The following is a 23420-nucleotide window of genomic DNA, read 5'->3' as shown; positions in this document are numbered from 1 at the left end:
CCCCGGCCGGGCGCAGGCAGGCTTTATCATGGCGGCATGAACACACCCGCCTTCCCCGCCACGTCCGGCCCGATCACGCTGACCGGTCCTGCCGGACCTCTGGAAGCCCACATCGACTGGCCGGAAGACGGCGAGCCGGTGAAGGCGGTCACCGCGGTGGTCTGCCATCCGCTGCCGACCGAGGGCGGCACCATGCACAACAAGGTGGTGGTGATGGCGGCCCGCAGCCTGCGCGAGCTGGGTGCGGTGACGGTGCGTTTCAATTTCCGCGGCACCGGCGCGTCGGCGGGCAGCTTCGACCAGGGCCAGGGCGAGGGCGACGACCTGCGCGCGGTGGTGCAATGGGTGCGCGGACAGCGCCCGGGCACGGCACTGTGGCTGGGGGGTTTCAGCTTCGGCGCCTATGTGTCGCTGCGCATGACGGACGAACTGAAGCCCGATGCACTGCTCTCGATCGCACCGCCGGCCGGGCGCTGGGACTTCGAATCCATCGTGCCGCCGGCCTGCCCGTGGCTGGTGGTGCAGGGTGAAGAGGACGAGATCGTCGAACCCCAGGCGGTGTACGACTGGATCGATGGCCTCAAGGACCCGCCGGAACTGATCCGCATGCCGGAAACCAGCCACTTCTTCCACCGCAAGCTGATGGACCTGCGCGGCGCCATCAAGCACGCGATGAAAGACTACGTGCCGGCGGCATGACGGTGGCCGACGTTACGGACGGCGCACCGACGCCCTCGCAGGTGTACGCGCGCGGCGCGGCGCAGGGGCAGTGGGAGGACGATCCCGCGCAGCACCCAGCGCTCGCGCAGCTGGACCGCATCCATGCCGCGCTGCTCGCCACGCCGGCGGACAACGGCTTCTTCGGTCGCCTGCTGGGCAGGAAGCTGGAGCCGGTGCCGGGCCTGTACTACTGGGGCGACGTGGGCCGCGGCAAGACCTTCCTGGTGGACCTGTTCTACGACAACCTGCCGCTGCCGACGTGGTCGGTGTCGGGGCGCACCGGCGTGCCGCACGCGCAGGCCGGGCAATCGGGCGAAGGCGGCAAATACCGCACGCATTTCCACCGTTTCATGCGCGGCGTGCACGACCGCCTGCGCCAGCATGCGGGGGAAAGCGATCCGCTGGCGAAGATCGTGCGCGAGGTGCGCGGCAAGCTGCGCGTGCTGGTGCTGGATGAGTTCTTCGTCACCGACATCGGCGATGCGATGCTGCTGGCCCGGCTGCTGGACCGCATGTTCGCCGAGGGCGTGACGCTGGTGACGACGTCCAACACCGCACCGGAAAATCTCTACCGCGACGGCCTGCAGCGTGCGGGGTTCCTGCCCGCCATCGCGCTGCTGCAGCAGCACTGCGTGGTGGTGCGGTCCGACGGCGACGAGGATTACCGCCTGCGTGCGCTGACGCGGTCGCCGGTCTACCGCGCGCCGCTGGATGGCGAATCCGACGCCTGGCTGGCCTCGCGCTGGCGCGAGCTGAGTGGCGGCAGCGATGCGCCGGCCGGCAACATCGAGATCGAAGGCCGCAAGATTCCGGTGCGGGCCCGCGGCAAGAGCATCGTGTGGTTCGACTTCGCCGCGCTGTGCGAAGGCCCGCGCGGGACGTCCGATTACATCGAGATCGCGCGCGAGTTCAACACGCTGCTGCTGGGCGGCATCCCGCGCTTCGATGCGCTCAACGAAGACGCGGCGCGCCGCTTCGTCAACCTGATCGACGAGCTGTACGACCGCCACGTCAACCTGGTCTGCACCGCCGCCGATGCGCCGCCCGCGCTGTACGTGGGCACGCGGCTGCAGGGCGCGTTCGAGCGTACCGCCTCGCGCCTGATCGAAATGCAGAGCACCGAGTACCTGGCCACGCAGCACAAGGCGTGAGCGCATGACGCCCGTGCCACCCGCCATCGCCGAGGCCCTGCACCGGACGATCGCCGGGGGCGGGCATGTGTGCGTCGTGACCGGCGCCGGCATGTCCGCCGAGAGCGGCATTCCCACGTTCCGCGGCACCCACGACAGCCTGTGGTCGCGCTTCGACCCGATGCGGCTGGCGACGGCCGGGGCCTGGCGTGACGACCCCGCGCTGGTCTGGGGCTGGTACCGGTGGCGCATGCAGCTGGTCTGCAACGCGCGGCCGAATGCCGGCCATGCGGCGCTGGCCGGACCCGCGCAGCGCGTACCGCTGTCGCTGGTCACCCAGAACGTGGACGACCTGCACGAACGCGCCGGCAGCACGGTGGACGCGCATGTGCATGGCAGCCTGTCCGCCCTGCGCTGCTTCGCCTGCGGACGCGCGCACGACGGCGCGCTGGACGCGTACGTGCCGGACCGGCAACGCATCGAACCGATGCGCTGCACGGCTTGTGGTGACCGCATCCGTCCGGGCGTGGTGTGGTTCGGGGAAGCGTTGCCGGATGACGCCTGGGCGACGGCGGTCGATGCGGCGACACGTTGTGCGCTGATGCTGGTCGTGGGCACGTCGGGCCTGGTGTACCCGGCCGCTGGGCTGCCCGCACTGGCGCGACGTCATGGCGCCACGGTCGTGGAGATCAATCCTGAGCCCACCGCGCTGTCCGCGGAGGTCGATCACGTCTGGCGTGCGACCGCGGCGCAGGCGTTGCCGCCGCTGCTGGGCTGATCCGCAGGCACCGGCTTCACGCAGTGCTTGCCAGACTCGGGACTCCGTCGAGGAGACCCCCATGAAGCCGATCACCTGCATTCCGCTTTGCGCCATGCTCGCCGTGGCGATGCTGGCCGGCTGCCAGCGCGCGCCCGACGCCCAGGATGTCGACGGTGCTGTGCAGGCCGCCGCCGAGATCGCCGATCCCGCGCCACCGGTGACGGGACGGGAGGCGCCGCAGTTCCAGTTCTCGGACGACGATGTGGGCATCGCGCTGGCGCCGACGCCAGGCTTCGCGCTCCATCGCGACTTCACCCGCGATTACCTGTCTGCGGGCATGTGGAAAGCGTTCGCCGCACCGGAGGCGCGCGGCGAACCGCTGGCCGCGCTGGTGCTGGAGGGTTCGGACAAGATCACCGCGGCCGAACTGCGCATCGGCACCAGCACCGACAGCCATGCCGTCGTGACCTGCCTGGACCCACCGGAAGGCGCGACCGCCGAGCCGTCCGATGAGGTGCGCATCGACGGGCAACCGTTCCGCCACTTCCGTGCCGCCGATGCGGCGATGAGCCACTACCAGTCGGTCGACGCCTACCGGTCGGTGCGCAACGAGCGCTGCATCGCCATCGACCTGCTGGTCGCCGGCACCCGCCCGGAGGTCTACGACTCGCCGGCGACGCCGCCGTTCGATGAAGCGACGGCGCGCGCGCGTCTGCAGGAAGCGCTGGGCGCGGTGCGGATAACGCGCTGACCGGCCTCTTTCCTTTTTCCTGTGTCCACAGGGAAGAAACCGAAGCGCGAAGATGCACGGAATTGACGCGGCGGTGGGGGCGGCGCAAGTCGCGATGAGGCTTTACCGGTAGCCGTTCGCGACTTACGTCGCTCCCACGAAGAGGTGGCCTACCTTATGTGGCGCCGCACGAACGCATCCACTGCTTGGGTGTAGTCGGACGGCAGCCCCAGCTCGCGATTCACCTCGCCGTGCGAGAGGTCTTCCGGCAGCACCTCCATCGGCACGCCCAGCGCCTTCGCCTTTTCCACCATCGCACGCCCCTGCGGGCAGGCATCCTGCCGTCGCGACGAGCAGACGAAGAGCATCGGCACCGCATCGCGGGCGAGCTGGTGGTAGGGCGAGGCGGCGATCCAGTCGGCGGGATTCCTGCCGAACGCCGTGTCGTAGATGCGCGGCAGCGGGGGCTTCTTCATCGTCAGCGGCACGTCCAGCGCGCCACTGTCCAGCGACACCACGCCGCGCGGCCGCGTGGCACCCGCGTCGCGCCACAGCGTGGACGAGGCGCCGACCAGCGCGGCGAGGTGCGCGCCCGCGGAATGGCCCATCAGCAATACGTTCGCCGGATCGGCGTTCCACGACGGTGCGCGCTTCTGCACATCGGCCAGCGCGCGTGCCACGTCGCGGGCCTGGTCGATCGGCGCGGTGTCCGGGCGCATGCGGTAGTTGATCGAGACCAGCACGTAGCCCTTCGGCAGCCAGTACGCGGCCTTGTTCTCGACCACGCCGGGATTGTCCTTGTTGCCGTTGGCCCAGCCACCGCCGTGCACGAACAGGATCACCGGCGCGTTGCGCGCCTGCGCGGGCAGGTAGACGTCGTAACGCTGGCGCGGGTCGTTGCCGTACGACACGTCGCGCGCCGCGCGCGCGCCGGCGGGCAACGTGGGTGGACGGGCGGCCGGCTGGCGCGACGCCTCGCGCATCTCCTGCAGCCGCTCGCGGAAGGTCTGCGCCGCCAGCGGCACTACGGCGAGCAGAGCGCAGGCCAGCAGGCCGGCGCGGAACAGCATCTTCATCGCATCACCTCGTCGTGACATCCGGTTCAACCCGCGCGCAGCACCAGTTGCGCACGCAGGCCCTGGGGCGTGTTCGGCAGCAGGCGCAGTTCGCCGCCGTGCTGGCGGGCCACGCGGTCGACGATCGGCAACCCCAGCCCGCTGCCGCCACCCGCCTGGTCGTGGACGAAGGGCTGGCGTGCGCGCTCGGCGGCTTCGGCGGAAAGACCGGGGCCGCCGTCGGCGACCTCGACCACCCATGCCGCGCCTTCGGACCACAGCTGCAACGACAACGGCAACGCGCCATGCCGCTCGGCGTTGACCAGCAGGTTCTCCACCGCGCGCAGCAGGGCCATCGGCTTGCCGGGCAGCAGGGCGTGTTCCGGCAGGTCCACGCGCCATCCTTTCGACGCCGCGGCGACCGCATGGCGGCAGATCGCGGCCAGGTCGACGGTCTCGCTGCCTTCGTCGCGGCCATCGCGGGCGAAGGCGATGAACTGGCCCAGGATCGCGTCCATCTCCATGATGTCGCGCTGCATGCTGCGGGTCAGTCCGGGATCGGTGTCGGGGACCATCTCCAGTGCGAACTGCAGGCGCGTGAGCGGCGTGCGCAGGTCGTGCGAGATGCCGGCGAGCAGCAGCGCGCGTTCTTCCGCCGCCGCGCGGACGTCGCGGCTGGCGTCGCCCAGCGCCTGCGCCAGTTCCGCCACTTCGCGCGGGCCGCGTGCATGCACCGGCGGCGGCGCATCGCCGCGCACGATGGCCGGCGCCGCGGCCGCGAGCTGGCGCAACGGCTGCACCAGCCGGCGCGCGAAATAGGCGGCCGCCAGCCAGACCAGGGCCACGCAGCCCACCAGCATGAACACCGAGAACCGGCGCATGCCGGTGCCCGGGCGCTCGTAGGCGAACGACACCCACAGCGGTGCGCGCGTGGCCGGTTTCAGCCAGATCACCCGCAAGCCGCGGCCGGCATCCATCCGCAGTTCGCGACCGGGGCCCAGCGTGCCCGCCGCCTGCTCGCGCAGTTCGCGCAGCAACGGGGCGAAGCGCGGTCGTGCGTCGGCGGGCGGCGTGCTGCGCACTTCCAGCCCGGCATCACGCAGCTGCTGCACGGTGCGCGCATGCGGCTGGTGCTGGTCGAGCGCTTCCACCACTTCGGCGAAGCCCTGCATCGCGCGCAGCAGCTGGTCGGCGGCCGGCCGCGTGGCGAGTTCGCGGCCGAGCAGGACGGCCAGCACCCCCGCGCCGACCAGCACCAGCGCGATCACCAGCGCCAGCTGGCCGAACACGCTGCGCGGCAACGGCGACCTCATGGCGTGGCCTCCGGTGGCACGAACACGTAGCCCACGCCCCACACCGTCTGGATCAGGCGCGGCTGGCGCGGATCGTCTTCCAGCAGGCGGCGCAGGCGCGCGATGGTCACGTCCATGCTGCGCTCGAAGGCCTCGTGCCCGCGGCCACGCGCCAGGCTCATCAGGCGGTCGCGACTGAGCGGCTGGCGCGGATGCCGCAGCAGCACCGAGAGCACGGCGAATTCGCCGCTGGTCAGCCGCAGCAAGGCGCCGTTGCGGGTGAGTTCGCGCCGCCCAAGGTCGAGGGTGAAAGGTCCGAACACCACCTCGCCCCCGTCGGCCTGCGGCGCGCCGGGCGCCGGGCGCGTGCGCCGCAGCACCGACCGGATGCGCGCCAGCAGCTCACGCGGATTCACCGGCTTGGGCACGTAATCGTCGGCGCCGATCTCCAGGCCGACGATGCGGTCGATCTCGTCGCCTTTCGCGGTCAGCATGACGATGGGCGTGGCGTCGCCCTGCCCGCGCAGGCGGCGGCAGATCTCCAGGCCGTTCTCGCCGGGCAGCATCAGGTCCAGCACGATCAGGTCGAAGTGGCCGCGGTCCAGCGCCTGCCGCATCTGCGCGGCATCGCCCGCGCCGCGCACGTCGAAGCCCTGCGACTGCAGGTAACGCTGAAGCAGCTCGCGCAGGCGCATGTCGTCGTCGACCAGCAGCACACGGGGGAGGGCATCTTCCATGCGGCCACTATCGCCCGCCGCCGCGACGGCCGGCAAACCCCGCCGGCGGCCCGTTTGTAAGCAGATGTTTCCCGCGCCGCCCGCAGACACATCTGCTGTCAACGGCGACACACCTGCCGGCGTTGCCCGCCCTACCGTGGTCCTGCCGCCGCTTCCCCTGTGCGGCCATCCCACACCCGACGAGGATTCCGCCATGAGCAAGACCCCGTTCCTGATCGCCACCGCCTTCACCCTGTGCGCCACCACCCTGTTCGCCGACCATGCCGACGCACGCGAGCGCAGCCGCGCTGTGCAGCGCACCGCCCAGGGCGGCAGTGTCGCCGTCGAACGCCGCAATGCGCGCTTCGACAGCCAGCGCCAGCGCAACTGGCAGGCCGACGGCCAGGGCAATGCGAGCGCCGCGCGCAGCGGCAGCCTCAGCGGCGCCAACGGCGGCAGCGCCGGTTACGACCGCAGCGCCTACCGCCATGCCGATGGCAGCGCCGGCCGCCAGCGCAGCGCGTATGCCAACGGTCCGAACGGCGGCACAGCCAGCACCAGCGGCGGCGTCAGCCGCGACGCGGACGGCCATGTCAGCGGTGCACGCAACACCACCGCTACCGGCGCCAACGGCAACCGCTACACCGGCAGCACGACGGTGTCGGACGGCACGCTGGTGCACACACGCAGCTGCACCAATGCCGCCGGTGACGCCATCGCCTGTCCGCGCGGCAACTGATCGGCCGGCTGCTCCCGCTTTCCCGCAGGCGCGGCGGCATGGCACTCCCCCCTGTCGCACGGATGCATTCCCGCACCGCCGCGCCTGCACCTTTTTTTGCTCACCTGGAGATTCCCGATGTCCCGTTCCATCCTGCTCCCCCTCGCCACCACGCTGTCCATCTTCGTGCTGGTCGCCGCCCCCGCCGGCGCGCAGCAACGCACGCTGACCGAAGAACAGAAAGCCAAGCTGCAGGAACGGCTGCAAGCCGCCGATGCCAACGGCGATGGCCTGATCGACAAGGCGGAAGCCGAGGCCAGGCTGCCGCGCGTGGCGAAGAACTTCGACACGCTGGACGCCAATGGCGACGGCAGGCTGTCGCCTGACGAGATGCGGGCGATGGCCGCGCAGCTGGCCGAACGCCGTCGCCAGCGCTGAGGCCGCGACGATGGCCTCGCTGCCCCCGCTGTTGGGTGTGCCCCTGCTGGTGTTCGCGGGCATCGCCGCGCTGGAAGGCGCATGGCTGATGCGGCGCGGCGGCTATGACTGGAAGAGCTACTGGGCATCGCTGGGCGATGCGGCGGGGCGTGCATTGCTGGGCCTGCTGGTCCAGGGCGGCGTGGTGGGCGTGCTGCTGCTGGCGATCTGGGACTTCCGGCTGACGACGATCGCGATGGATCGCGGGTGGCACTGGGTGGCGCTCTTCGTCGGCCAGGAGTTCTGCTACTACTGGATGCATCGCGCCGATCACCGCGTGCGCTGGTTCTGGCTGAACCATTCGGTGCACCACTCCTCCGAGCAGTACGCCCTGTCGACCGCGTACCGGCTGGGCTGGACCGGCAAGCTGACCGGCGCCGCGGTGTTCTTCGGGCCACTGGTGTGGCTGGGTTTCCCGGTGCCGTATGTGGTCGGCGCGCTGGCGGTGAACCTGCTGTACCAGTACGGGCTGCATACCGAACTGGTGCCGCAGCTTGCGCGGCCCATCGAGTTCGTCTTCAACACGCCCGCGCACCACCGCGTGCACCACGCCAGCAACCCGCAGTACCTGGACTGCAACTACGGCGGCGTGCTGATCGTGTTCGACCGCCTGTTCGGCACCTGCCGCCAGGAAATCCCCGGCGTACCGCTCCGCTACGGGCTGGTCGAGCCGGTGCGCAGCTACAACCCCGTGATCATCGCGTTCCATGCCTGGGTGAAGCTGGGCCGCGACCTTCGCCGGGCGCGTGGCCTGCGGCAGGTCGTGATGACACTGTTCGGACCGCCCGGATACGTCCCCGACGGTGCGGAAGCGGTCCGCCCGCGCCGTTGAGAGTGGCCCGGGCCGGCGCGGCCGGCGACAATACGCCCCCCCGGCGGCCTTACGCCGCCCGCACGCCGAGCCCCATGACCGCTTTCGTTCCGCCCGACCGCATCCGCGGCCTGTTCGCCCAGGCCATGTCCGACATGTACCGCACCGAGGTGCCGCTGTACGGCGACCTGATCGCGCTGGTCGGCGACATCAATGCCGACACGCTGGCCCGCGACACCGCGCTGGCGGACCGCCTGCAGCGCACCGGCGAAACCGGGCGCCTGGACCTGGAGCGCCATGGTGCGATCCGCGTGGGCACGCCGGCGGAACTGGCGATGCTGGGCCGCGTGTTCGCGCTGATGGGCATGCACGCGGTGGGCTACTACGACCTGACCGTGGCCGGCGTGCCGGTGCACGCCACCGCCTTCCGGCCGCTGACCGAAGACGCGCTGGCCGCCAACCCGTTCCGCATCTTCACCTCGCTGCTGCGGCTGGAGCTGATCGCCGACGCGACGCTGCGTGCGGAAGCCGAAGCGATCCTGGCGCGACGCGACATCTTCACCGCCGGCGCGCGCGTGCTGGTGGACCAGGCCGAACGCGACGGCGGACTGGGCGACGCGGATGCGCAGCGTTTCGTCGCCGAAGTGCTGGAAACCTTCCGCTGGCACGGCGATGCGACCGTGCCGCTGGAAACCTACCGTGCGCTGCACGGCCTGCACCGGCTGGTCGCCGACGTGGTCAGCTTCCGCGGCCCGCACATCAACCACCTGACCCCGCGCACGCTGGACATCGATGCGGCGCAGGCCGCGATGCTGGAGCGTGGCATCCCGGCCAAGGCGCTGATCGAAGGCCCGCCGCGCCGCACGGTGCCCATCCTGCTGCGGCAGACCAGCTTCAAGGCGCTGGAAGAGGAAGTCGCCTTCCCCGATGCCAGCGGCACGCTGGTACCCGGCAGCCACAGCGCGCGCTTCGGCGAGATCGAACAGCGCGGCCTGGCGCTGACGCCCGCGGGGCGCGCGCTCTACGACCGCCTGCTGGCACAGGTGCGGCAGGCCGACGGCGCCGGCAACACGTCGGCGGACTATCCGCAGCGGCTGGCCGATGCGTTCGCCGCGTTTCCGGATGACGAAGACACGCTGCGCCGCGACGGCCTGGGCTACTTCCGTTACCGCCTGACCGATGCCGGTGCGGCACTGCCCGCCAGCGAACGTGCGGCGATGACGCCTGGCGCCCTGGTCGATGCCGGCCATGCGGTGGCCGACCCGATCGTCTACGAAGACTTCCTGCCGGTCAGTGCGGCGGGCATCTTCCAGTCCAACCTGGGCGGCGGCGAACAACGCGCGTATGACGCGCATGCCAACCAGGATGCGTTCGAGGCCGCACTGGGCAAGGCGATCCACGACCCGTTCGCCCTGTACGCGCAGGCGCAGGACGCGTCGATCGCGACGCTGCGGGCCTGATGCTCCAACCCTTCTCCCTGCGCCAGCGGGGAGAGGGTTCCGAACGCGGGTGAGGGGCGAGCGGATTCCGGACACCCAATGCGTCGGATCGGGATAGCGGTCTCTATGCCCAAGGGCGTCACGCACGAGTTGTCATCGCGCCTGCCCCTCATCCGTCCTTCGGTCACCTTCTCCCCGCCAGCGGGGAGAAGGAGTCAACTCGTGAAACCCGCGCCACACCGACACCTGCTGTTCCACACAACATTTGGTGTTGACGCTTCCATACACCCCCACTATCTTGTGGCTGTCGGTTCCGGGGGTGGCTAGCCTCCGGATGAAAAGGGAAGCCGGTGCGGCCTTCGGGCCCATTCCGGCACTGCCCCGCAGCGGTAATTGGGAACGACCCCGCCACACAGCACTGAGGCCAGGCCTCGGGAAGCGGCGGGTTAGGAGGAAGGCCACGCCTTCCGCGCCCATGAGTCCGAAGACCTGCCGACAGCCGCGCGATGCACACCGCGCGGTGCCGGCCGCGGATTCTCCGGGGGGAGATGGCTGGCGAAGCAGGGCACCCGCAGTCCGTCTGCGTGGTCTCGCCACCTGCGACGCCGATTCCCCACCCTGCTGATCCATACCCGGCCAACGCAGCCTGCGAGGGACGGGCCGCCGCGTGCACCACGCAGGGAGAAACACCGTGAACCAGACCGACACCGCCGTTGCCGACGCCAGCGGCGAGACCTCATTCCTCTTGACCCCGCCGCCTACCGCCACCGCGATGAGCGTGACCAAGCGAAACGGCAGCCGCGAACCCGTCGACCTGAACAAGATCGTCCGTGCCGTGCAGCGCAACTGCGAAGGCCTGCATGCCATCGACCCGATGCGCGTGGCCACCCGCACCATCTCCGGCCTGTACGACGGCGCCACCACGCGCGAGCTGGATGAACTGTCCATCCGCACCGCCGCGCTGCTGACGGCCGAGGAACCCGAATACAGCCGCCTGGCCGCGCGCCTGCTGGCCGGCACCATCACCAAGGAAGTCACCGGCCAGGAGATCCACGCGTTCTCGCAGTCGGTCACGCGCGGCCACGAGGTCGGCCTGATCAACGAACGCCTGCTGGGCTTCGTGCAGACCAACGCCCGCAAGTTGAACGATGCGCTGGACGCGTCGCTGGACCTGCACTTCGACTACTTCGGCCTGCGCACCCTGTACGACCGCTACCTGCTGCGCCACCCGCACACACGCAAGGTCATCGAGACGCCGCAGCAGTTCTTCCTGCGCATCGCCTGCGCGTTGAGCGAGGACGTGCCCGAAGCGCTGGCGCTGTACCGCCGCATGGGCAACCTGGACTACCTGCCCAGCTCGCCGACGCTGTTCAACAGCGGCACCACGCACGAACAGCTGTCGTCGTGCTTCCTGTTGGATTCGCCGCAGGATTCGCTGGAGTCGATCTACCAGAAGTACGGCGACATCGCGCAGCTGAGCAAGTTCAGCGGCGGCATCGGCGTCAGCTACACGCGCGTGCGTTCGCGCGGCTCGCTCATCAAGTCCACCAACGGCCACAGCAACGGCATCGTGCCGTGGCTGAAGACGCTGGATTCCTCGGTGGCCGCGGTCAACCAGGGCGGCAAGCGCAAGGGCGCGGCCTGCGTGTACCTGGAACCGTGGCACGCGGACGTGGAGGAATTCCTGGAGCTGCGCGAGAACACCGGCGACGAGGCGCGCCGCACGCACAACCTCAACCTGGCCAACTGGGTGCCGGACCTGTTCATGAAGCGCGTGGAGGCCGATGCCGACTGGTCGCTGTTCGACCCGCGCATCGTGCCGGAATTCACCGACCTGTACGGCGACGCGTTCGAACGTGCGTACGAGCAGGCCGAGGCGCAGGGCAAGGCGATGAAGAGCATCAAGGCGCGCGAACTGTACGCGCGGATGATGCGCACGCTGGCGCAGACCGGCAACGGCTGGATGACGTTCAAGGACAAGTGCAACAAGGCCAGCAACCAGACACTGCGCAGCGGCAACGTCATTCACCTGTCCAACCTGTGCACCGAGATCCTGGAAGTGACCTCGGCCGAAGAGACGGCGGTGTGCAACCTGGGTTCGATCAACCTGAGCCGGCACTTCGACGACGACGGCGGGTTCGATTTCGACAAGCTAGCCGAGACCGTGCGCCTGGCCGTGCGCCAGCTGGACCGCGTGATCGACCTGAACTTCTATCCCATCGAATCGGCCCGCCGCGGCAACCTGCGCTGGCGCCCGGTCGGGCTGGGCGTGATGGGCCTGCAGGACGTCTTCTTCCGGCAGCGCATGGCCTTCGACAGCGATGAAGCCCGCGCGCTGTCGGCGAAGATCGCCGAGACCATCTATTTCAATGCGCTGGACACGTCGGTGGAGCTGGCGCAGGAGCGCGGCCGCCACCCGTCCTTCGCCGACACGCGCGCGGCCACCGGCGAACTGCAGTTCGATGCCTGGGGCGTGGTGCCCGCCGACCGCGAGCGGTGGGACGCGCTGCGCGAGCGGATCAAGCAGCACGGCCTGCGCAACTCGCTGCTGATCGCCATCGCGCCGACCGCGACCATCGCGTCCATCGCCGGCTGCTACGAGTGCGTGGAACCGCAGGTCAGCAACCTGTTCAAGCGCGAGACGCTGTCGGGCGACTTCCTGCAGGTGAACCGTTACCTGGTGGAAGAGCTGAAGAAGCTGGGCCTGTGGACGCCGGAAGTGCGCGACGCCATCAAGCAGGCCGAAGGCTCCATCCAGAACGTGGTGCAGATCCCCGACACGCTGCGCAGCGTCTACCGCACGGCATGGGAAATCCCGATGCGCTCGCTGATCGACATGGCCGCCGACCGCGGTGCCTTCATCGACCAGTCGGCGTCGCTGAACCTGTTCATGGAGAGCCCCAACATCGGCGCGATGTCGTCCATGTACATGTACGCATGGAAGAAGGGCATCAAGACGACGTACTACCTGCGTTCGCGCCCGGCCACCCGGATCGCCAAGACCACGGTCGGCAGCGCGGCGGCCGTCGCGCCGAAGCCGGAGTACTCGCCGACCGAGGCCATCGCCTGCTCGCTGGAGAACCCGGAAGCCTGCGAGGCCTGCCAGTAACACGCGCTCCCCTACGTCGGCGCTGCCGACGGATACCGGAACAGGACGTTCCCGGCGCAGGGATGCGCCAACCCATTTGATCTGCCCCCTCCCCCGTTCACGGGGGAGGGCTGGGGTGGGGGTACGGCAAGATCGTGATGGTTCGATCGCCCGTGCCTTCGCCATACCCTCATCCGCCCTTCGGGCACCTTCTCCCGCCGGGAGAAGGGACCAGCAACCGCGAGACCCTGAATGTCCACCCACAACCGCCAGCTGCTCCTCGATCCCGGCTTCGAACTGACTCTGCGGCCGATGCGCTACCCGCAGTTCTACGAGATGTACCGCGATGCCATCCGCAATACCTGGACGGTGGAGGAGGTGGATTTCTCGCTGGACACCAACGACCTGAAGAACAAGTTCGGCCCGGCCGAGCGCCACCTGATCGAGCGCCTCATCGCGTTCTTCGCCACCGGCGACTCGATCGTGTCGAACAACCTGGTGCTGAACCTTTACCAGCACATCAACGCGCCGGAAGCGCGCATGTACCTGTCGCGGCAGCTGTACGAGGAAGCGCTGCACGTGCAGTTCTACCTGACGCTGCTGGACACCTACCTGCCCGACCCGAACGAACGCGCCAAGGCCTTCGCCGCGGTGGAGAACATCCCGTCGATCCGCAAGAAGGCCGAGTTCTGCTTCAAGTGGATCGACTCGCTGCAGGGCATCCAGCGCATCGAGACGCGCGAGCAGCGCCGGCAGTTCCTGCTGAACATGGTGTGCTTCGCCGGCTGCATCGAAGGCCTGTTCTTCTTCGGCGCGTTTGCCTATGTGTACTACCTGCGCTCGCGCGGCCTGCTGCACGGGCTGGCCAGCGGCACCAACTGGGTGTTCCGCGACGAGAGCTGCCACATGGCCTTCGCCTTCGAAGTGATCAAGACCGCGCGCGAGGAAGAGCCCGACCTGTTCGACGACGAGCTGAAGGCGCAGATCGTGCAGATGATGGGGGAGGCGGTGGACTGCGAGGTCGCCTTCGCCGAGGACACGCTGAGTGGCGGCGTGGCGGGACTGTCGATCAAGGACATGCGCCAGTACCTGGAGTACTGCGCCGACCAGCGCATGGCGCAGCTGGGCATGCCCAAGCACTTCGGTGCCAGCAACCCGTTCCCGTTCATGGACCTGCAGGACGTCCAGGAGCTGACCAACTTCTTCGAGCGCCGCGTGTCCGCCTACCAGGTGGGCGTGCAGGGCGAAGTGGGCTTTGACCACGCGTTCTAGCCCGTGCCCTTTGTAGGAGCGACGTGAGTCGCGACCGCACCAATGAAAGCCCGGTGGCGCCACACCGTCCTGGGCATGTCGGCGACAGTTTCCCCGCCATGGGGAGCCCATCGGATATCCGGGTCATTCGTTCATGCGGTCGCGACTGACGTCGCTCCTACACCAGCACAACATCCCGGCGCGCTATGCTGCCACCGGGAGTACGCGAACCGGAGCACCACCATGACCGAACTGGCCAACGCCGAAGCGCGCCCCCTCGAGGCGCGCCTGCTGCACATGGTCTTCCCCGACCACACCAACCACCTGGGCACGCTGTTCGGCGGCCAGGCGCTGGCGTGGATGGACATGTCGGCGTTCATCGCCGCCTCGCGCTATGCCCGCACCACGGTGGTCACCGCGCGCTCTGAACAGGTGGACTTCAACCAGCCCATCCACAAGGGCGACCTGGTGGAAGTGGTCGCGCGCGTGGTGAAGGTCGGCCGCAGCTCGATGAATGTCGATGTCGAAGTCATCACCGAAAACCTGCTGACCGGCGAACGCAAGCTGTGCACGCGCGGCCACTTCGTGATGATCGCCCTGGATCCGCTGGGCCGGCCGACGCAGGCACCACCCTTGCCAGCCACCTAGTTGAAGGTGGGAGCGACGCAAGTCGCGACGACACATGCAGCCGTTTCATCGCGACGCGCCGCTCCCGTGAATGGAAAGTTCAGGCGTACGCGCGCAGGCTGCGGGCTGCTTCCACCATCCGCTCCAGCGCCGTGCGCACCTCCGGCCAGCCGCGCGTCTTCAGGCCGCAGTCGGGATTGACCCATATCTGCTCGGGTGCCAGCACCGCACGCGCCTTCTGCAGCAGGTCGACCATCTCGCCGCCGGTGGGAATGCGCGGTGAATGGATGTCGTACACGCCCGGGCCGATCTCGTTGGGATAGCGGAACTTCACGAACGCATCCAGCAGTTCCATGCGCGAGCGCGAGGTCTCGATGGAGATGACGTCGGCATCCATCGCGGCCACGGCCTGCATGATGTCGTTGAACTCGGAGTAGCACATGTGCGTGTGCACCTGGGTATCGTCGGCGACGCCCGCCGCGGTGATGCGGAAGCATTCCACCGCCCAGTCCAGGTACGCCTGCCAATCCGCGCGCCGCAGCGGCAGGCCTTCGCGCAGCGCGGGCTCGTCGATCTGGATGACACGGATGCCGGCGGCTTCGAGGTCCAATACCTCGTCCCGCAGTGCCAGCGCGATCTGCCGGCAGGTCTGCGCGCGTGCCTGGTCGTCACGGACGAACGACCACTGCAGCACCGTCACCGGCCCGGTCAGCATGCCCTTCATCGGCCGGTCGGTCAGCGACTGCGCGTACTGCGACCAGCGCACCGTCATCGGCGCCGGGCGCGAGACATCGCCGTAGATCACCGGCGGCTTCACGCAGCGCGAGCCGTAGCTCTGCACCCAGCCGTTCTTCGTGAACGCGAAACCGTCCAGCTGTTCGCCGAAGTATTCCACCATGTCGTTGCGCTCGAACTCGCCATGCACCAGCACGTCGATGCCGATCTCTTCCTGGAAGCGGACGCAGCGTTCGGTCTCCTCGCGCAGGAAGGCCTCGTAGTCCGCGTCCGGCAGCTTGCCGCTCTTGTTGCGTGCCCGTGCCTCGCGCACTTCGTGGGTCTGCGGGAACGAGCCGATGGTGGTGGTCGGGAAACCGGGCAAGCCGAGCAGCGCTGCCTGTGCCGCACGACGCTGCGGATACGGCGAGTCGCGGTGGGTGTCGGCGGCCTCCGCGGAGGCCAGGCGCGCGGCCACCTCCGGACGATGCACGCGTGCGGATTGCCGGCGCGATGCGATGCGGTCGCGGGCCAGCGCCAAGCCGGGTTCGGCGGCGCGCGGATCGCGCAGCGCATCGGCCAGCAGGCGCAGCTCCTCCACCTTCTGCCGCGCGAAGGCCAGCCACGACTTCAGGTCGGAAGGCAGTGCCTTTTCATCCGCCAGATCGACCGGGACATGCAGCAGCGAGCACGACGGCGACAGCCACAGCGCGCGCTCGCCCACGTGGCCCGATGCGTACTTGGCGAGGATCAGCGCGTTGTCCAGGTTCGTGCGCCAGATGTTGCGACCGTCCACCAGGCCGGCCGACAGCACGCGACCTTTGGGAAGATGCTTCAGCACGTCGTCGAGCTGCTCCTTGCCGCGTACCAGGTCGACATGCAGGCCATCCACCGGCAGTGCGCAGGCCAGCGGCAGGTTGTCGCCCAGGCGGCCGAAGTAGGTGGCCAGCAGCAATGAAGGCCGCACGTTCTTCGCCAACGTGGCGTAGGCCTTCAGGTACGCGGCACGCGTGGCGTCGTCCAGGTTCAGCACCAGACACGGCTCGTCGACCTGCACCCAGTCCGCACCCGCGTGATGCAGCTTCGCCAGCAGTTCGGCGTAGACCGGCAGCAGGCGATCCAGCAGCGCGAGGCGGTCGCTGCCATCCACGGCCTTGGACAGCAACAGGAAACTCACCGGGCCCAGCAGCACCGGCCGTGCGGCGTGGCCTGCGGCGACGGCTTCACGATACTCCGCCAGCGGCTTGTCGCCGCGCAGGCGGAAGGTCTGGCCGGCGTGCAGTTCCGGCACCAGGTAGTGGTAGTTGGTGTCGAACCACTTGGTCATCTCCAGCGCGCGCAGGTCGGTGCCGTCCTTCTGCACGCCACGCGCCAGCGCGAAGTAGCCCGCCAGTGGATCGGCATCGGCCAGCGTGCGGTAGGCGTCGGGAATGGCATCGAACAGGAACGCGGTGTCCAGCACCTGGTCGTACAGCGAGAAGTCGTTGCACGGCACCACATCGGCGCCGGCATCGCGCTGCAGCTGCCAGTGGCGGTGGCGCAGGTCGCGTGCGGTCTGTTGCAGGTCGGCGGCGCTGGTGTCGCCACGCCAGTAGTTTTCCAGGGCGGATTTCAGTTCGCGCTTCGCGCCGATGCGCGGGAAGCCAAGGGTGGTAACGGTGGTCATGGTGCGTGTCCTCATGCGGTGGCGGATGAGGAACGAAGGAACCGCGCGCCGGACCGGATCCGCCACGCCAGCGACCTTCGCCCCCTCGGGCGAGCCGGAGTGCCGTGGTCGGGCGCAGGAGGACGCATCCGGGCAGGCGCGCGCGGACACGGGCTCCGGCCACCTCCCCTCGGAAGCTCCAGGTCAGGCGGAAGACGGTCGTGTCTTCCGGCCAGGGCAGGTCTTCGGGCTCATGGACGGGCGCATGGAATGCGCGGGCCTACTTCCCGCCGCTTCCCGGCCCGCGAGGGCCAGTGCTGTTGGCGAGGTTCGTTTCCAAATACCGCTGCGGGGCAGCGCCGGAATGGGACGATGGAACTGTCCGCACCGGCTTCCCTTTTAATTCCATCGCTATATCGGGATAGAGCGATGGAAACCTTGGCGGTGCGAAAGGTACGCGGGTGCAGGGCAGGGCGTCAAGCGGCGCTCATCGCCGGCCCGTCTTCTTCGGTGTCGCCACGGTTCTAGCAGGAGCGAGCACAGCCCGTATCAGGGCTCACGTACTGTCGGATTGATTGCGTGCTCTATGACTTGGCCGCCAACGAGCCTGATCGTCAATTCCTTGAGAGCTTCACGCTCCGGACCCTCCTGATCGACGAAAGGTATGACGAGAATCGAGCAGCTGCCTTGGGGGGTGCTTGTACATGCCTCGATCTGAAGTTCATTGATCAGAGGATGATTGGCTCGTTGGTATACCTCGCGTCCGATGGATACGGGCTTGCCATCTTGCTCGACACGAAGCTCAAGAATCTCCTTGATCTTGCTGTCGGTGATGACTTCGACCGAGATCGCATCCGACCTTATGCTCAGATATGACCAGTTGCGATAGAGAGGCGAGCTTGCCTGCGCCACATCGGAAAACATCGCGCATGCCGCCAGAAACAGGATCAGCACGCCATGCGCGGAGCTTCGCAAGTTGCCGCGCCAGAACGCGACTTCGTTCGGCTTCATCAATATCCTCCTCCAAAGCTGGTGGTATATCCATACTTACTGCCGGTCTCGGCGGATTACATGCGCAGCCGACGACAATTTGGCTGTGTTGAAGTGCCGAACTGCCTTCATAAGCCGTCAGGCAATCACTTTACCTTGTCAGCGCGACAGGACCAGTGTGGACGAAGACCGCAAAGCGTCTCTCCGACCGGCATTCCGCGAACATCGATCCGGGGCTGCGGGATTTTCGCTTTTCGTCCGTCCACTTCTATGAGGCCATCGACGGAGCAGGACCGAATGAATCTCACGCCGCAATCGCCAGCCCGTCGGTATTTGCTCAAGACCGCCGCGCTCTCGACCTTGGCAAGCGTCGCCTGGCCGCAACGGGCGCGTGCCGCCGCCTGCGACGACGCGGACACCTGGATTCCCCCCGACGACTTCCTCGACGACCTGCCACGCCTGATGCGGGCATTGCGCGTGCCGGCGATCGGCATGGCGGTGGTCGAGCGCGGGGAGGTGGTGTGGTCGCGCAATCTCGGCCTCGCGAATGCTGGGACGCGGGCGCCGGTGAGCGACACGACGCTGTTCGAGGATGCCTCGCTCAGCAAGCCGGTGTTCGCGTACGCGGTGCTGCAGTTGGCCGACCAGGGCGTGATCGACCTGGACCAGCCGCTGGCGCAGTACCACCGGCCGGAGTACCTGGCCGCGCATCCGTGGAACGAACAGGTCACCGCACGCGACGTGCTGCGGCATTCCACCGGGCTGCCGAACTGGCGCAAGGATCCGGCGAACGAAAAGCTGGTGCCGGCGGTGAAGCCTGGCACGCGGATCGACTATTCCGGCGAGGCGATCTTCTGGCTGCAGCGGGTGATGGAAACCCTCACCGGCGAGAGCCTCGACCAGTCGATGCAGCGCCTGCTGTTCGGTCCGGCGGGCATGCACGACAGCAGCTATACCTGGAGTGCCGACCTCGCCGCGCGATCGGTGTACGGCCATCGCGCCGTCGAGGACGAGGCACCGGGCATGCCGCCGCAGATGCTGCGCGAACAGTGGAGCGCCGCGCAGGTGATCGCCGACCGCTGGGGCAAGCCGCTGTCGGCCTGGCACTACGAAGACGCCGCGCGCGCACTGCCGCTCGTGCAGGCCATCACGCCGGAGGGCCTGGTGAACTGGCCCGGGGACATCCTGGCCAATGCCGCGGCCAGCCTGCGCACGACGCCGCAGGACTACGCCCGCTTCATGGCGCTGATGGTGCGCACGCGACGCGAATCCTGGCAGATCACCGACGCCACGCGGCGCGCAATGCTGACCAGGCAGATCGACGTGCCCGCCCGTTGGACGGACAAGGGCCTGGGCTGGAACCTGGAAGCCACGCCGCGCGGCCCGGTGTTCTACCACTCCGGCAGCAACGGCGGCATCTTCAAGAACTTCGCGCTGGGCGATCTTGCCGGCCAGCGCGCGCTGGTGGTGCTGACCAACGCCGGCAGTGGCAACGTGCTGTACCGGCGCGTGGTGCGCGCCGCCACCGGCCACGACCTGCTGACGTTCGACCTGTGACTACAGGCCCAGGAACACGAACGGCTCCGCCGGTTTGAAGTCCTTCACCGCGTTGCCGGCGAACACGTTGCGCTGGTCGGGGCCCAGGTCCAGGCGCAGCACCTTGCCGGTCTCCTTCGAGAAGTCCACGCCCTTCAGGTCCACCCAGAAGGTGTTGGGCGTCAATGCGGATTCGAAGAAGTACAGCTTGCGCTTGTGGTCGGCCACCGTGCGCCAGCGGGTGGAGGAAATGTTGGGCTCCTCCGGCGTGTTGATGCCGAACGGCACCGACGCGTTGCGGATCACGCTGAAGACACTGGCCAGCGCTTTCACCGGATCTTCGCTCTTGGGAATCGCGTTGACGTAGAACGACGCGCGCGCGAAGCGGTCCGAGGCGCGGTTCGTGCCCGGCAGCATCACCGTGCCACCGATCTGCTTCCAGTACGCGTTGAGCGCCAGTTGCTGGTCGAACACCGGCGAATTGGTCATCACCTGGTACTGGCGCCCGTGGTGGATCACCTGCCTGCCGCCGATGTACTCGATGATGGCGCTGTCGCCGCTGGCATCCGACAGGGACAGGTGCAGCGTGGCCAGCCGGTCCTCGCCGGGCACCTTGTCGGTCACCAGGGTGAAGGGTTCCCTGCGCAGCGCGTCGACGGCTTCCTTCACGCTGCCGTAGTTGTCCAGCGCGTACTGCGCCCACGCGGCGATGCTCAGGCCCGGGCCGCGCCCGTCGTAGGCGGGGTATTCGGATTCCACCAGCCACAGCACGTTGGCCATCAGGCCGGCCTCGTTCATGCCGTCGGTGGTGGAGACCTCGTAGCCGGTGGCGATGACGCTGCCGTACTTCGATGTCCACGTGATCGAGTTCGGCCCGGCCTGGCCGTTGCGCTGCATGCCGCGCGGGAAGATCCACAGGTTCGTCGCCACATCGTTCTTCCAGTCCATCGAGCGGGCGGTGATGACGTCGTCATTGGCACCCAGGTAGACCAGCCGCGTGCAGGCATCGGCCGGCACAGCAAGCAGCGACGGCAACAGCGCGAGCAGTGTGGCGACGTTGCGGAAGATACGACGATGCATGGAGACCTCCGGGGCAGGTGGCATGGTGCGGCGTCGCCCGGTGGCGCAGGGCGGGACCGGGTGTGCTAAACAGCGTACCGGGTTGCCGCCGGATGCTGCCATGTCCGCCGCGACCCGGATGCGCCGTTTGTCCGATCACTCCCCGTGTGGATGATCGCCTCGCGGCCGCGCGTCGCCATCACGCCCCGACCAGGACCCCCATGCGTCACGACCACATCCTCACCCTGTCCTGCCCGGACCGCACGGGCATCGTCTATCGCGTCACCGAACTGCTGTACGAGACCGGCTGCAACATCCTGGACGCGCAGCAGTTCGGCGACGAGGAATCCGGGCGCTTCTTCCTGCGCGTGCATTTCGACGTGCCGGGGCCGGCGGAAATCGACGTGCTGCACGAGGGCTTCGAATCGCTGGCCGAAGTGTTCGGCATGGACTGGCAGCTGCACGACGGTCGCCACCGTGCCCGCCTGATGGTGCTGGTGAGCAGGCAGGGCCACTGCCTCAACGACCTGCTGTTCCGCGTGCACAGCCGGCAGCTGCCGGTGCAGATCGCCTGCATCGTCTCCAACCACGAGGACTTCGCCCCGCTGGCGCAGTCCTACGGCGTGCCGTTCCACCACCTGCCGGTGTCGTCGGGCAACCGCATCGCGCAGGAACGCCGGATCATCGACCTGGTGGACCGCGAGGAGATCGACCTGGTGGTGCTGGCGCGCTACATGCAGATCCTGTCACCGGACCTGTGCGATGCCCTGGCCGGCCGCGCCATCAACATCCACCACAGCTTCCTGCCCAGCTTCAAGGGTGCCAAGCCGTACCACCAGGCGCACCAGCGCGGCGTCAAGATCATCGGCGCCACCGCGCACTACGTGACCCGCGACCTGGACGAAGGTCCGATCATCGAACAGGACGTCGCGCGCGTGGACCACGCGATGACGCCGAAGGAACTGGTGCGCATGGGCAGCGATGTCGAATCGCTGGTGCTGGCGCGCGCGGTGCGTCGCCACGTCGAACACCGCATCCTGCTCAACGGGCACCGGACGGTGGTGTTCCGCTGACGGCCCTGCAGGTTCCCGTGGGAGCGACGTAAGTCGCGATGTTTCTGGTTCGGCGCAAGGAAGAGCTCGCGACTTGCGTCGCTCCCACAGAGGCGGTTCCCACGCCCCCAGTCAGGCGCCGACGCGCCGCCGCAGCCCCACCAGCACGGCATACACCACCGCCAGCACCGCGACCGCCACGCCGATGGCCAGCCACTCGCGCTGCGTCAGCGTGGCCAGGATCGCCAGCATGCCGACGACTGCCACCAGCGGAACCAGCGGGCCACCTTTCAGCACGAACGGCGCGCCGCGTTCGCGCAGGTCGATCTTCTGCGCCCGCCATGCCGCCACGCACACCATCACGTAGACCAGGCACACCGCGCCGCCGGAAATCAGCACCAGCGTCTCGAAGCTGCCCACGATGGCCAGCGTCAACGCCACCGCCGCGTGCGTGGCCAGGGCCAGCAGCGGGACATGGTGGCGGGCGCTGACACGCGCCCAGGCCGACGGCAGGTAACCGTCGCGACCCAGCGCGAACAGCAACCGCGACGAGCCCAGCAGGTTGCCCAGCAGGAAGCCGGCCATCGAGATGCACGCCGTCGCCAGCAGCAGTACGTGTGCCGGCGACCACAGGCGCGCGGCGGTGTCGGCGATGGGCACGCTGCTGGTGGCCAGCGCCGGCCCCAGCAGGCCCTGCGTGACGATCTGCAGGCCCAGGTACAGCAGCACCACCAGCAGGATGGCCACGGTGGCGGCGCGCGGCACGCTGCGTGACGGGTCGCGCAGTTCGCCCCCGGGAATCAGCGCGGTCTCGATGCCCGAATACGCGAACACCACCATCACCATCGCCGACCCCAGCGCCGTCCACGACGGCACGTCGCCGATGCGGAAGCTCACCTGCCCCCAGTCCACGAAGAACACGCCCACCGCCACCAGCAGGAACAGCGGCGTCAGCTTCAGCGCGGCCAGCACGGTGATCGCGCGCGCACCCAGCTTCACGCCGAACGCATTCAGCGCGTACATCAGCGCATACACGCCCACCAGCAGGGCGGCACGCGGCATCGGTTCGGCGAACACCGGCAGCAGGCTGGCCACCTGCAACGACAACGCCGCCGCCACGCCGGCACTGGACGCCACGTTGCAGATCCACATCAGCGCGCCCGCCAGGAAACCCGGCAGCGTGCCGAACACCGTGCTGACGTAGGTGTACGGGCCCCCCGTGGCGGAAGCACGGCTGCCGATGGCGGCAAAGCACAACGCGATGGGCACCATCACCAGCGCGCCGGCCACCAGCGCCAGCGGCGCCGCGGCACCCACCTGCGACGACAGCGCCGCCGGCATCTTGAAGATGCCACCGCCCACGATGATGTTGATGACCGCGGCGGTCAGCGCCAGGCTGCCGACCGCGCGCAGCAGCGCGGCATCGCCCTGCAGGGCGGGAGTGGCGGTCGGGCGTGCGGGATCGTGGCTCATGGGCAGGGCAGTACGTAGGGATTGGCGAGCCTGCCATGCGTCCGGCGCGAAAGCGAGCGCGGCGCGCGCATCGCATCATGCCGATTCGCCATTGGACAGCGCCGGCACAGGCGCTAGCATCGCGGTCCCCCCTGCCG

The 23420-nt window shown here is 68.6% G+C and carries 20 protein-coding genes and 2 riboswitches; of the genes, 13 read left to right on the top strand and 7 right to left on the bottom strand.

The window, feature by feature from the left end; all coding sequences use genetic code 11:
• Nucleotides 1-36: 36 nt before the first annotated feature.
• The 4 genes from OVA13_RS14160 to OVA13_RS14145 all read left to right on the top strand — a co-directional run bounded on the left by OVA13_RS14160 (nt 37) and on the right by OVA13_RS14145 (nt 3361).
• Entirely contained in the window at nt 37-699 is a 663-nt protein-coding gene (locus OVA13_RS14160) for an alpha/beta hydrolase (RefSeq protein ID WP_267791108.1), read from the top strand.
• Nucleotides 696-1871 carry a cell division protein ZapE gene (zapE, locus tag OVA13_RS14155; RefSeq protein ID WP_267791107.1) on the top strand — a complete coding sequence of 392 codons (1176 nt, stop codon included), beginning with the start codon at nt 696-698 and terminating at the stop codon, nt 1869-1871. The genes OVA13_RS14160 and zapE overlap by 4 nt, the downstream gene beginning before the upstream one ends.
• A 4-nt stretch (nt 1872-1875) precedes the next feature.
• Nucleotides 1876-2628 (top strand): SIR2 family NAD-dependent protein deacylase, encoded by a 753-nt coding sequence (locus tag OVA13_RS14150; protein ID WP_267791106.1) that lies wholly within the window; start codon nt 1876-1878, stop codon nt 2626-2628.
• 61 nt (nt 2629-2689) lie between these two features.
• On the top strand, nt 2690-3361 hold the full coding sequence (locus OVA13_RS14145; protein ID WP_267791105.1) for a hypothetical protein: 672 nt from the start codon (nt 2690-2692) through the stop codon (nt 3359-3361).
• A gap of 149 nt (nt 3362-3510) precedes the next feature.
• Here OVA13_RS14145 and OVA13_RS14140 read toward each other — a convergent pair whose 3' ends face one another.
• Genes OVA13_RS14140 through ompR form a run of 3 tightly spaced genes read right to left on the bottom strand, consistent with a single transcriptional unit; the run spans nt 3511 to nt 6424 of the window.
• Complete coding sequence (locus tag OVA13_RS14140) at nt 3511-4416, bottom strand: alpha/beta hydrolase (protein ID WP_267791104.1); 906 nt, start codon at nt 4414-4416, stop codon at nt 3511-3513.
• 26 nt (nt 4417-4442) lie between these two features.
• Nucleotides 4443-5708, bottom strand: a complete 1266-nt coding sequence (locus OVA13_RS14135; RefSeq protein ID WP_267791103.1) for an ATP-binding protein — start codon at nt 5706-5708, stop codon at nt 4443-4445.
• Nucleotides 5705-6424 carry an osmolarity response regulator transcription factor OmpR gene (gene ompR / locus OVA13_RS14130; RefSeq protein ID WP_267791102.1) on the bottom strand — a complete coding sequence of 240 codons (720 nt, stop codon included), beginning with the start codon at nt 6422-6424 and terminating at the stop codon, nt 5705-5707. Before ompR ends, OVA13_RS14135 begins: the two co-directional genes overlap by 4 nt.
• 193 nt (nt 6425-6617) lie before the next feature.
• Between ompR and OVA13_RS14125 the strand changes: the two genes are divergently transcribed.
• The 7 genes from OVA13_RS14125 to OVA13_RS14095 all read left to right on the top strand — a co-directional run bounded on the left by OVA13_RS14125 (nt 6618) and on the right by OVA13_RS14095 (nt 14835).
• On the top strand, nt 6618-7142 hold the full coding sequence (locus OVA13_RS14125; RefSeq protein WP_267791101.1) for a hypothetical protein: 525 nt from the start codon (nt 6618-6620) through the stop codon (nt 7140-7142).
• 117 nt (nt 7143-7259) lie between these two features.
• Nucleotides 7260-7559: an EF-hand domain-containing protein gene (locus OVA13_RS18025; protein WP_324288216.1), complete on the top strand. Its 300-nt coding sequence runs from the start codon at nt 7260-7262 to the stop codon at nt 7557-7559.
• 10 nt (nt 7560-7569) lie between these two features.
• Entirely contained in the window at nt 7570-8430 is an 861-nt protein-coding gene (locus OVA13_RS14115) for a sterol desaturase family protein (RefSeq protein WP_267791100.1), read from the top strand.
• A gap of 74 nt (nt 8431-8504) precedes the next feature.
• Nucleotides 8505-9869: a 2-oxoadipate dioxygenase/decarboxylase HglS gene (locus OVA13_RS14110; RefSeq protein WP_267791099.1), complete on the top strand. Its 1365-nt coding sequence runs from the start codon at nt 8505-8507 to the stop codon at nt 9867-9869.
• 270 nt (nt 9870-10139) lie between these two features.
• Nucleotides 10140-10360, top strand: a riboswitch (cobalamin riboswitch).
• 260 nt (nt 10361-10620) lie between these two features.
• On the top strand, nt 10621-12957 hold the full coding sequence (locus tag OVA13_RS14105; protein WP_267793540.1) for a ribonucleoside-diphosphate reductase subunit alpha: 2337 nt from the start codon (nt 10621-10623) through the stop codon (nt 12955-12957).
• A gap of 231 nt (nt 12958-13188) precedes the next feature.
• Nucleotides 13189-14208, top strand: a complete 1020-nt coding sequence (locus tag OVA13_RS14100; protein WP_267791098.1) for a ribonucleotide-diphosphate reductase subunit beta — start codon at nt 13189-13191, stop codon at nt 14206-14208.
• A 222-nt stretch (nt 14209-14430) separates the two neighbouring features.
• Nucleotides 14431-14835, top strand: coding sequence for an acyl-CoA thioesterase (locus tag OVA13_RS14095; RefSeq protein WP_267791097.1), 405 nt, complete (start codon nt 14431-14433; stop codon nt 14833-14835).
• A gap of 79 nt (nt 14836-14914) precedes the next feature.
• Here OVA13_RS14095 and metE read toward each other — a convergent pair whose 3' ends face one another.
• Together metE and OVA13_RS14085 are read right to left on the bottom strand one after the other, a co-directional pair.
• Nucleotides 14915-17194 carry a 5-methyltetrahydropteroyltriglutamate--homocysteine S-methyltransferase gene (gene metE / locus OVA13_RS14090; RefSeq protein WP_267791096.1) on the bottom strand — a complete coding sequence of 760 codons (2280 nt, stop codon included), beginning with the start codon at nt 17192-17194 and terminating at the stop codon, nt 14915-14917.
• Between the two features lie 197 nt (nt 17195-17391).
• Nucleotides 17392-17629, bottom strand: a riboswitch (cobalamin riboswitch).
• A gap of 93 nt (nt 17630-17722) precedes the next feature.
• Nucleotides 17723-18184, bottom strand: a complete 462-nt coding sequence (locus OVA13_RS14085) for a hypothetical protein (RefSeq protein WP_267791095.1) — start codon at nt 18182-18184, stop codon at nt 17723-17725.
• Between the two features lie 276 nt (nt 18185-18460).
• On the opposite strand from OVA13_RS14085, the gene OVA13_RS14080 reads away from it, so the two are divergent.
• Entirely contained in the window at nt 18461-19720 is a 1260-nt protein-coding gene (locus tag OVA13_RS14080; protein ID WP_267791094.1) for a serine hydrolase domain-containing protein, read from the top strand.
• On the opposite strand, the gene OVA13_RS14075 is transcribed toward OVA13_RS14080, so the two are convergent.
• On the bottom strand, nt 19721-20779 hold the full coding sequence (locus tag OVA13_RS14075) for a linear amide C-N hydrolase (protein WP_267791093.1): 1059 nt from the start codon (nt 20777-20779) through the stop codon (nt 19721-19723).
• Between the two features lie 200 nt (nt 20780-20979).
• Between OVA13_RS14075 and purU the strand changes: the two genes are divergently transcribed.
• Nucleotides 20980-21831 carry a formyltetrahydrofolate deformylase gene (gene purU / locus OVA13_RS14070; RefSeq protein ID WP_267791092.1) on the top strand — a complete coding sequence of 284 codons (852 nt, stop codon included), beginning with the start codon at nt 20980-20982 and terminating at the stop codon, nt 21829-21831.
• A 111-nt stretch (nt 21832-21942) separates the two neighbouring features.
• Here purU and OVA13_RS14065 read toward each other — a convergent pair whose 3' ends face one another.
• A complete protein-coding gene (locus OVA13_RS14065) occupies nt 21943-23283 on the bottom strand; it encodes an APC family permease (RefSeq protein ID WP_267791091.1) in 1341 nt (446 codons plus the stop codon).
• Nucleotides 23284-23420: the final 137 nt, after the last annotated feature.

The sequence above is a fragment of the Pseudoxanthomonas sp. SL93 genome (assembly GCF_026625825.1).
Classification (GTDB): Bacteria; Pseudomonadota; Gammaproteobacteria; order Xanthomonadales; family Xanthomonadaceae; genus Pseudoxanthomonas_A.
This window is presented reverse-complemented; position numbering and strand designations above follow the sequence as displayed.

Coding starts and splice junctions, on each gene's coding strand:
- zapE (WP_267791107.1), top strand. CDS start 696: ATGACGGTGGCCGACGTTACGGACGGCGCACCGACGCCCTCGCAGGTG.
- purU (WP_267791092.1), top strand. CDS start 20,980: ATGCGTCACGACCACATCCTCACCCTGTCCTGCCCGGACCGCACGGGC.
- OVA13_RS14160 (WP_267791108.1), top strand. CDS start 37: ATGAACACACCCGCCTTCCCCGCCACGTCCGGCCCGATCACGCTGACC.
- OVA13_RS14145 (WP_267791105.1), top strand. CDS start 2,690: ATGAAGCCGATCACCTGCATTCCGCTTTGCGCCATGCTCGCCGTGGCG.
- OVA13_RS14135 (WP_267791103.1), bottom strand. CDS start 5,708: ATGAGGTCGCCGTTGCCGCGCAGCGTGTTCGGCCAGCTGGCGCTGGTG.
- OVA13_RS18025 (WP_324288216.1), top strand. CDS start 7,260: ATGTCCCGTTCCATCCTGCTCCCCCTCGCCACCACGCTGTCCATCTTC.
- OVA13_RS14075 (WP_267791093.1), bottom strand. CDS start 20,779: ATGCATCGTCGTATCTTCCGCAACGTCGCCACACTGCTCGCGCTGTTG.
- ompR (WP_267791102.1), bottom strand. CDS start 6,424: ATGGAAGATGCCCTCCCCCGTGTGCTGCTGGTCGACGACGACATGCGC.
- OVA13_RS14065 (WP_267791091.1), bottom strand. CDS start 23,283: ATGAGCCACGATCCCGCACGCCCGACCGCCACTCCCGCCCTGCAGGGC.
- OVA13_RS14115 (WP_267791100.1), top strand. CDS start 7,570: ATGGCCTCGCTGCCCCCGCTGTTGGGTGTGCCCCTGCTGGTGTTCGCG.
- OVA13_RS14085 (WP_267791095.1), bottom strand. CDS start 18,184: ATGAAGCCGAACGAAGTCGCGTTCTGGCGCGGCAACTTGCGAAGCTCC.
- OVA13_RS14105 (WP_267793540.1), top strand. CDS start 10,621: ATGAGCGTGACCAAGCGAAACGGCAGCCGCGAACCCGTCGACCTGAAC.
- OVA13_RS14125 (WP_267791101.1), top strand. CDS start 6,618: ATGAGCAAGACCCCGTTCCTGATCGCCACCGCCTTCACCCTGTGCGCC.
- OVA13_RS14140 (WP_267791104.1), bottom strand. CDS start 4,416: ATGAAGATGCTGTTCCGCGCCGGCCTGCTGGCCTGCGCTCTGCTCGCC.
- metE (WP_267791096.1), bottom strand. CDS start 17,194: ATGACCACCGTTACCACCCTTGGCTTCCCGCGCATCGGCGCGAAGCGC.
- OVA13_RS14080 (WP_267791094.1), top strand. CDS start 18,461: ATGAATCTCACGCCGCAATCGCCAGCCCGTCGGTATTTGCTCAAGACC.
- OVA13_RS14095 (WP_267791097.1), top strand. CDS start 14,431: ATGACCGAACTGGCCAACGCCGAAGCGCGCCCCCTCGAGGCGCGCCTG.
- OVA13_RS14110 (WP_267791099.1), top strand. CDS start 8,505: ATGACCGCTTTCGTTCCGCCCGACCGCATCCGCGGCCTGTTCGCCCAG.
- OVA13_RS14100 (WP_267791098.1), top strand. CDS start 13,189: ATGTCCACCCACAACCGCCAGCTGCTCCTCGATCCCGGCTTCGAACTG.
- OVA13_RS14150 (WP_267791106.1), top strand. CDS start 1,876: ATGACGCCCGTGCCACCCGCCATCGCCGAGGCCCTGCACCGGACGATC.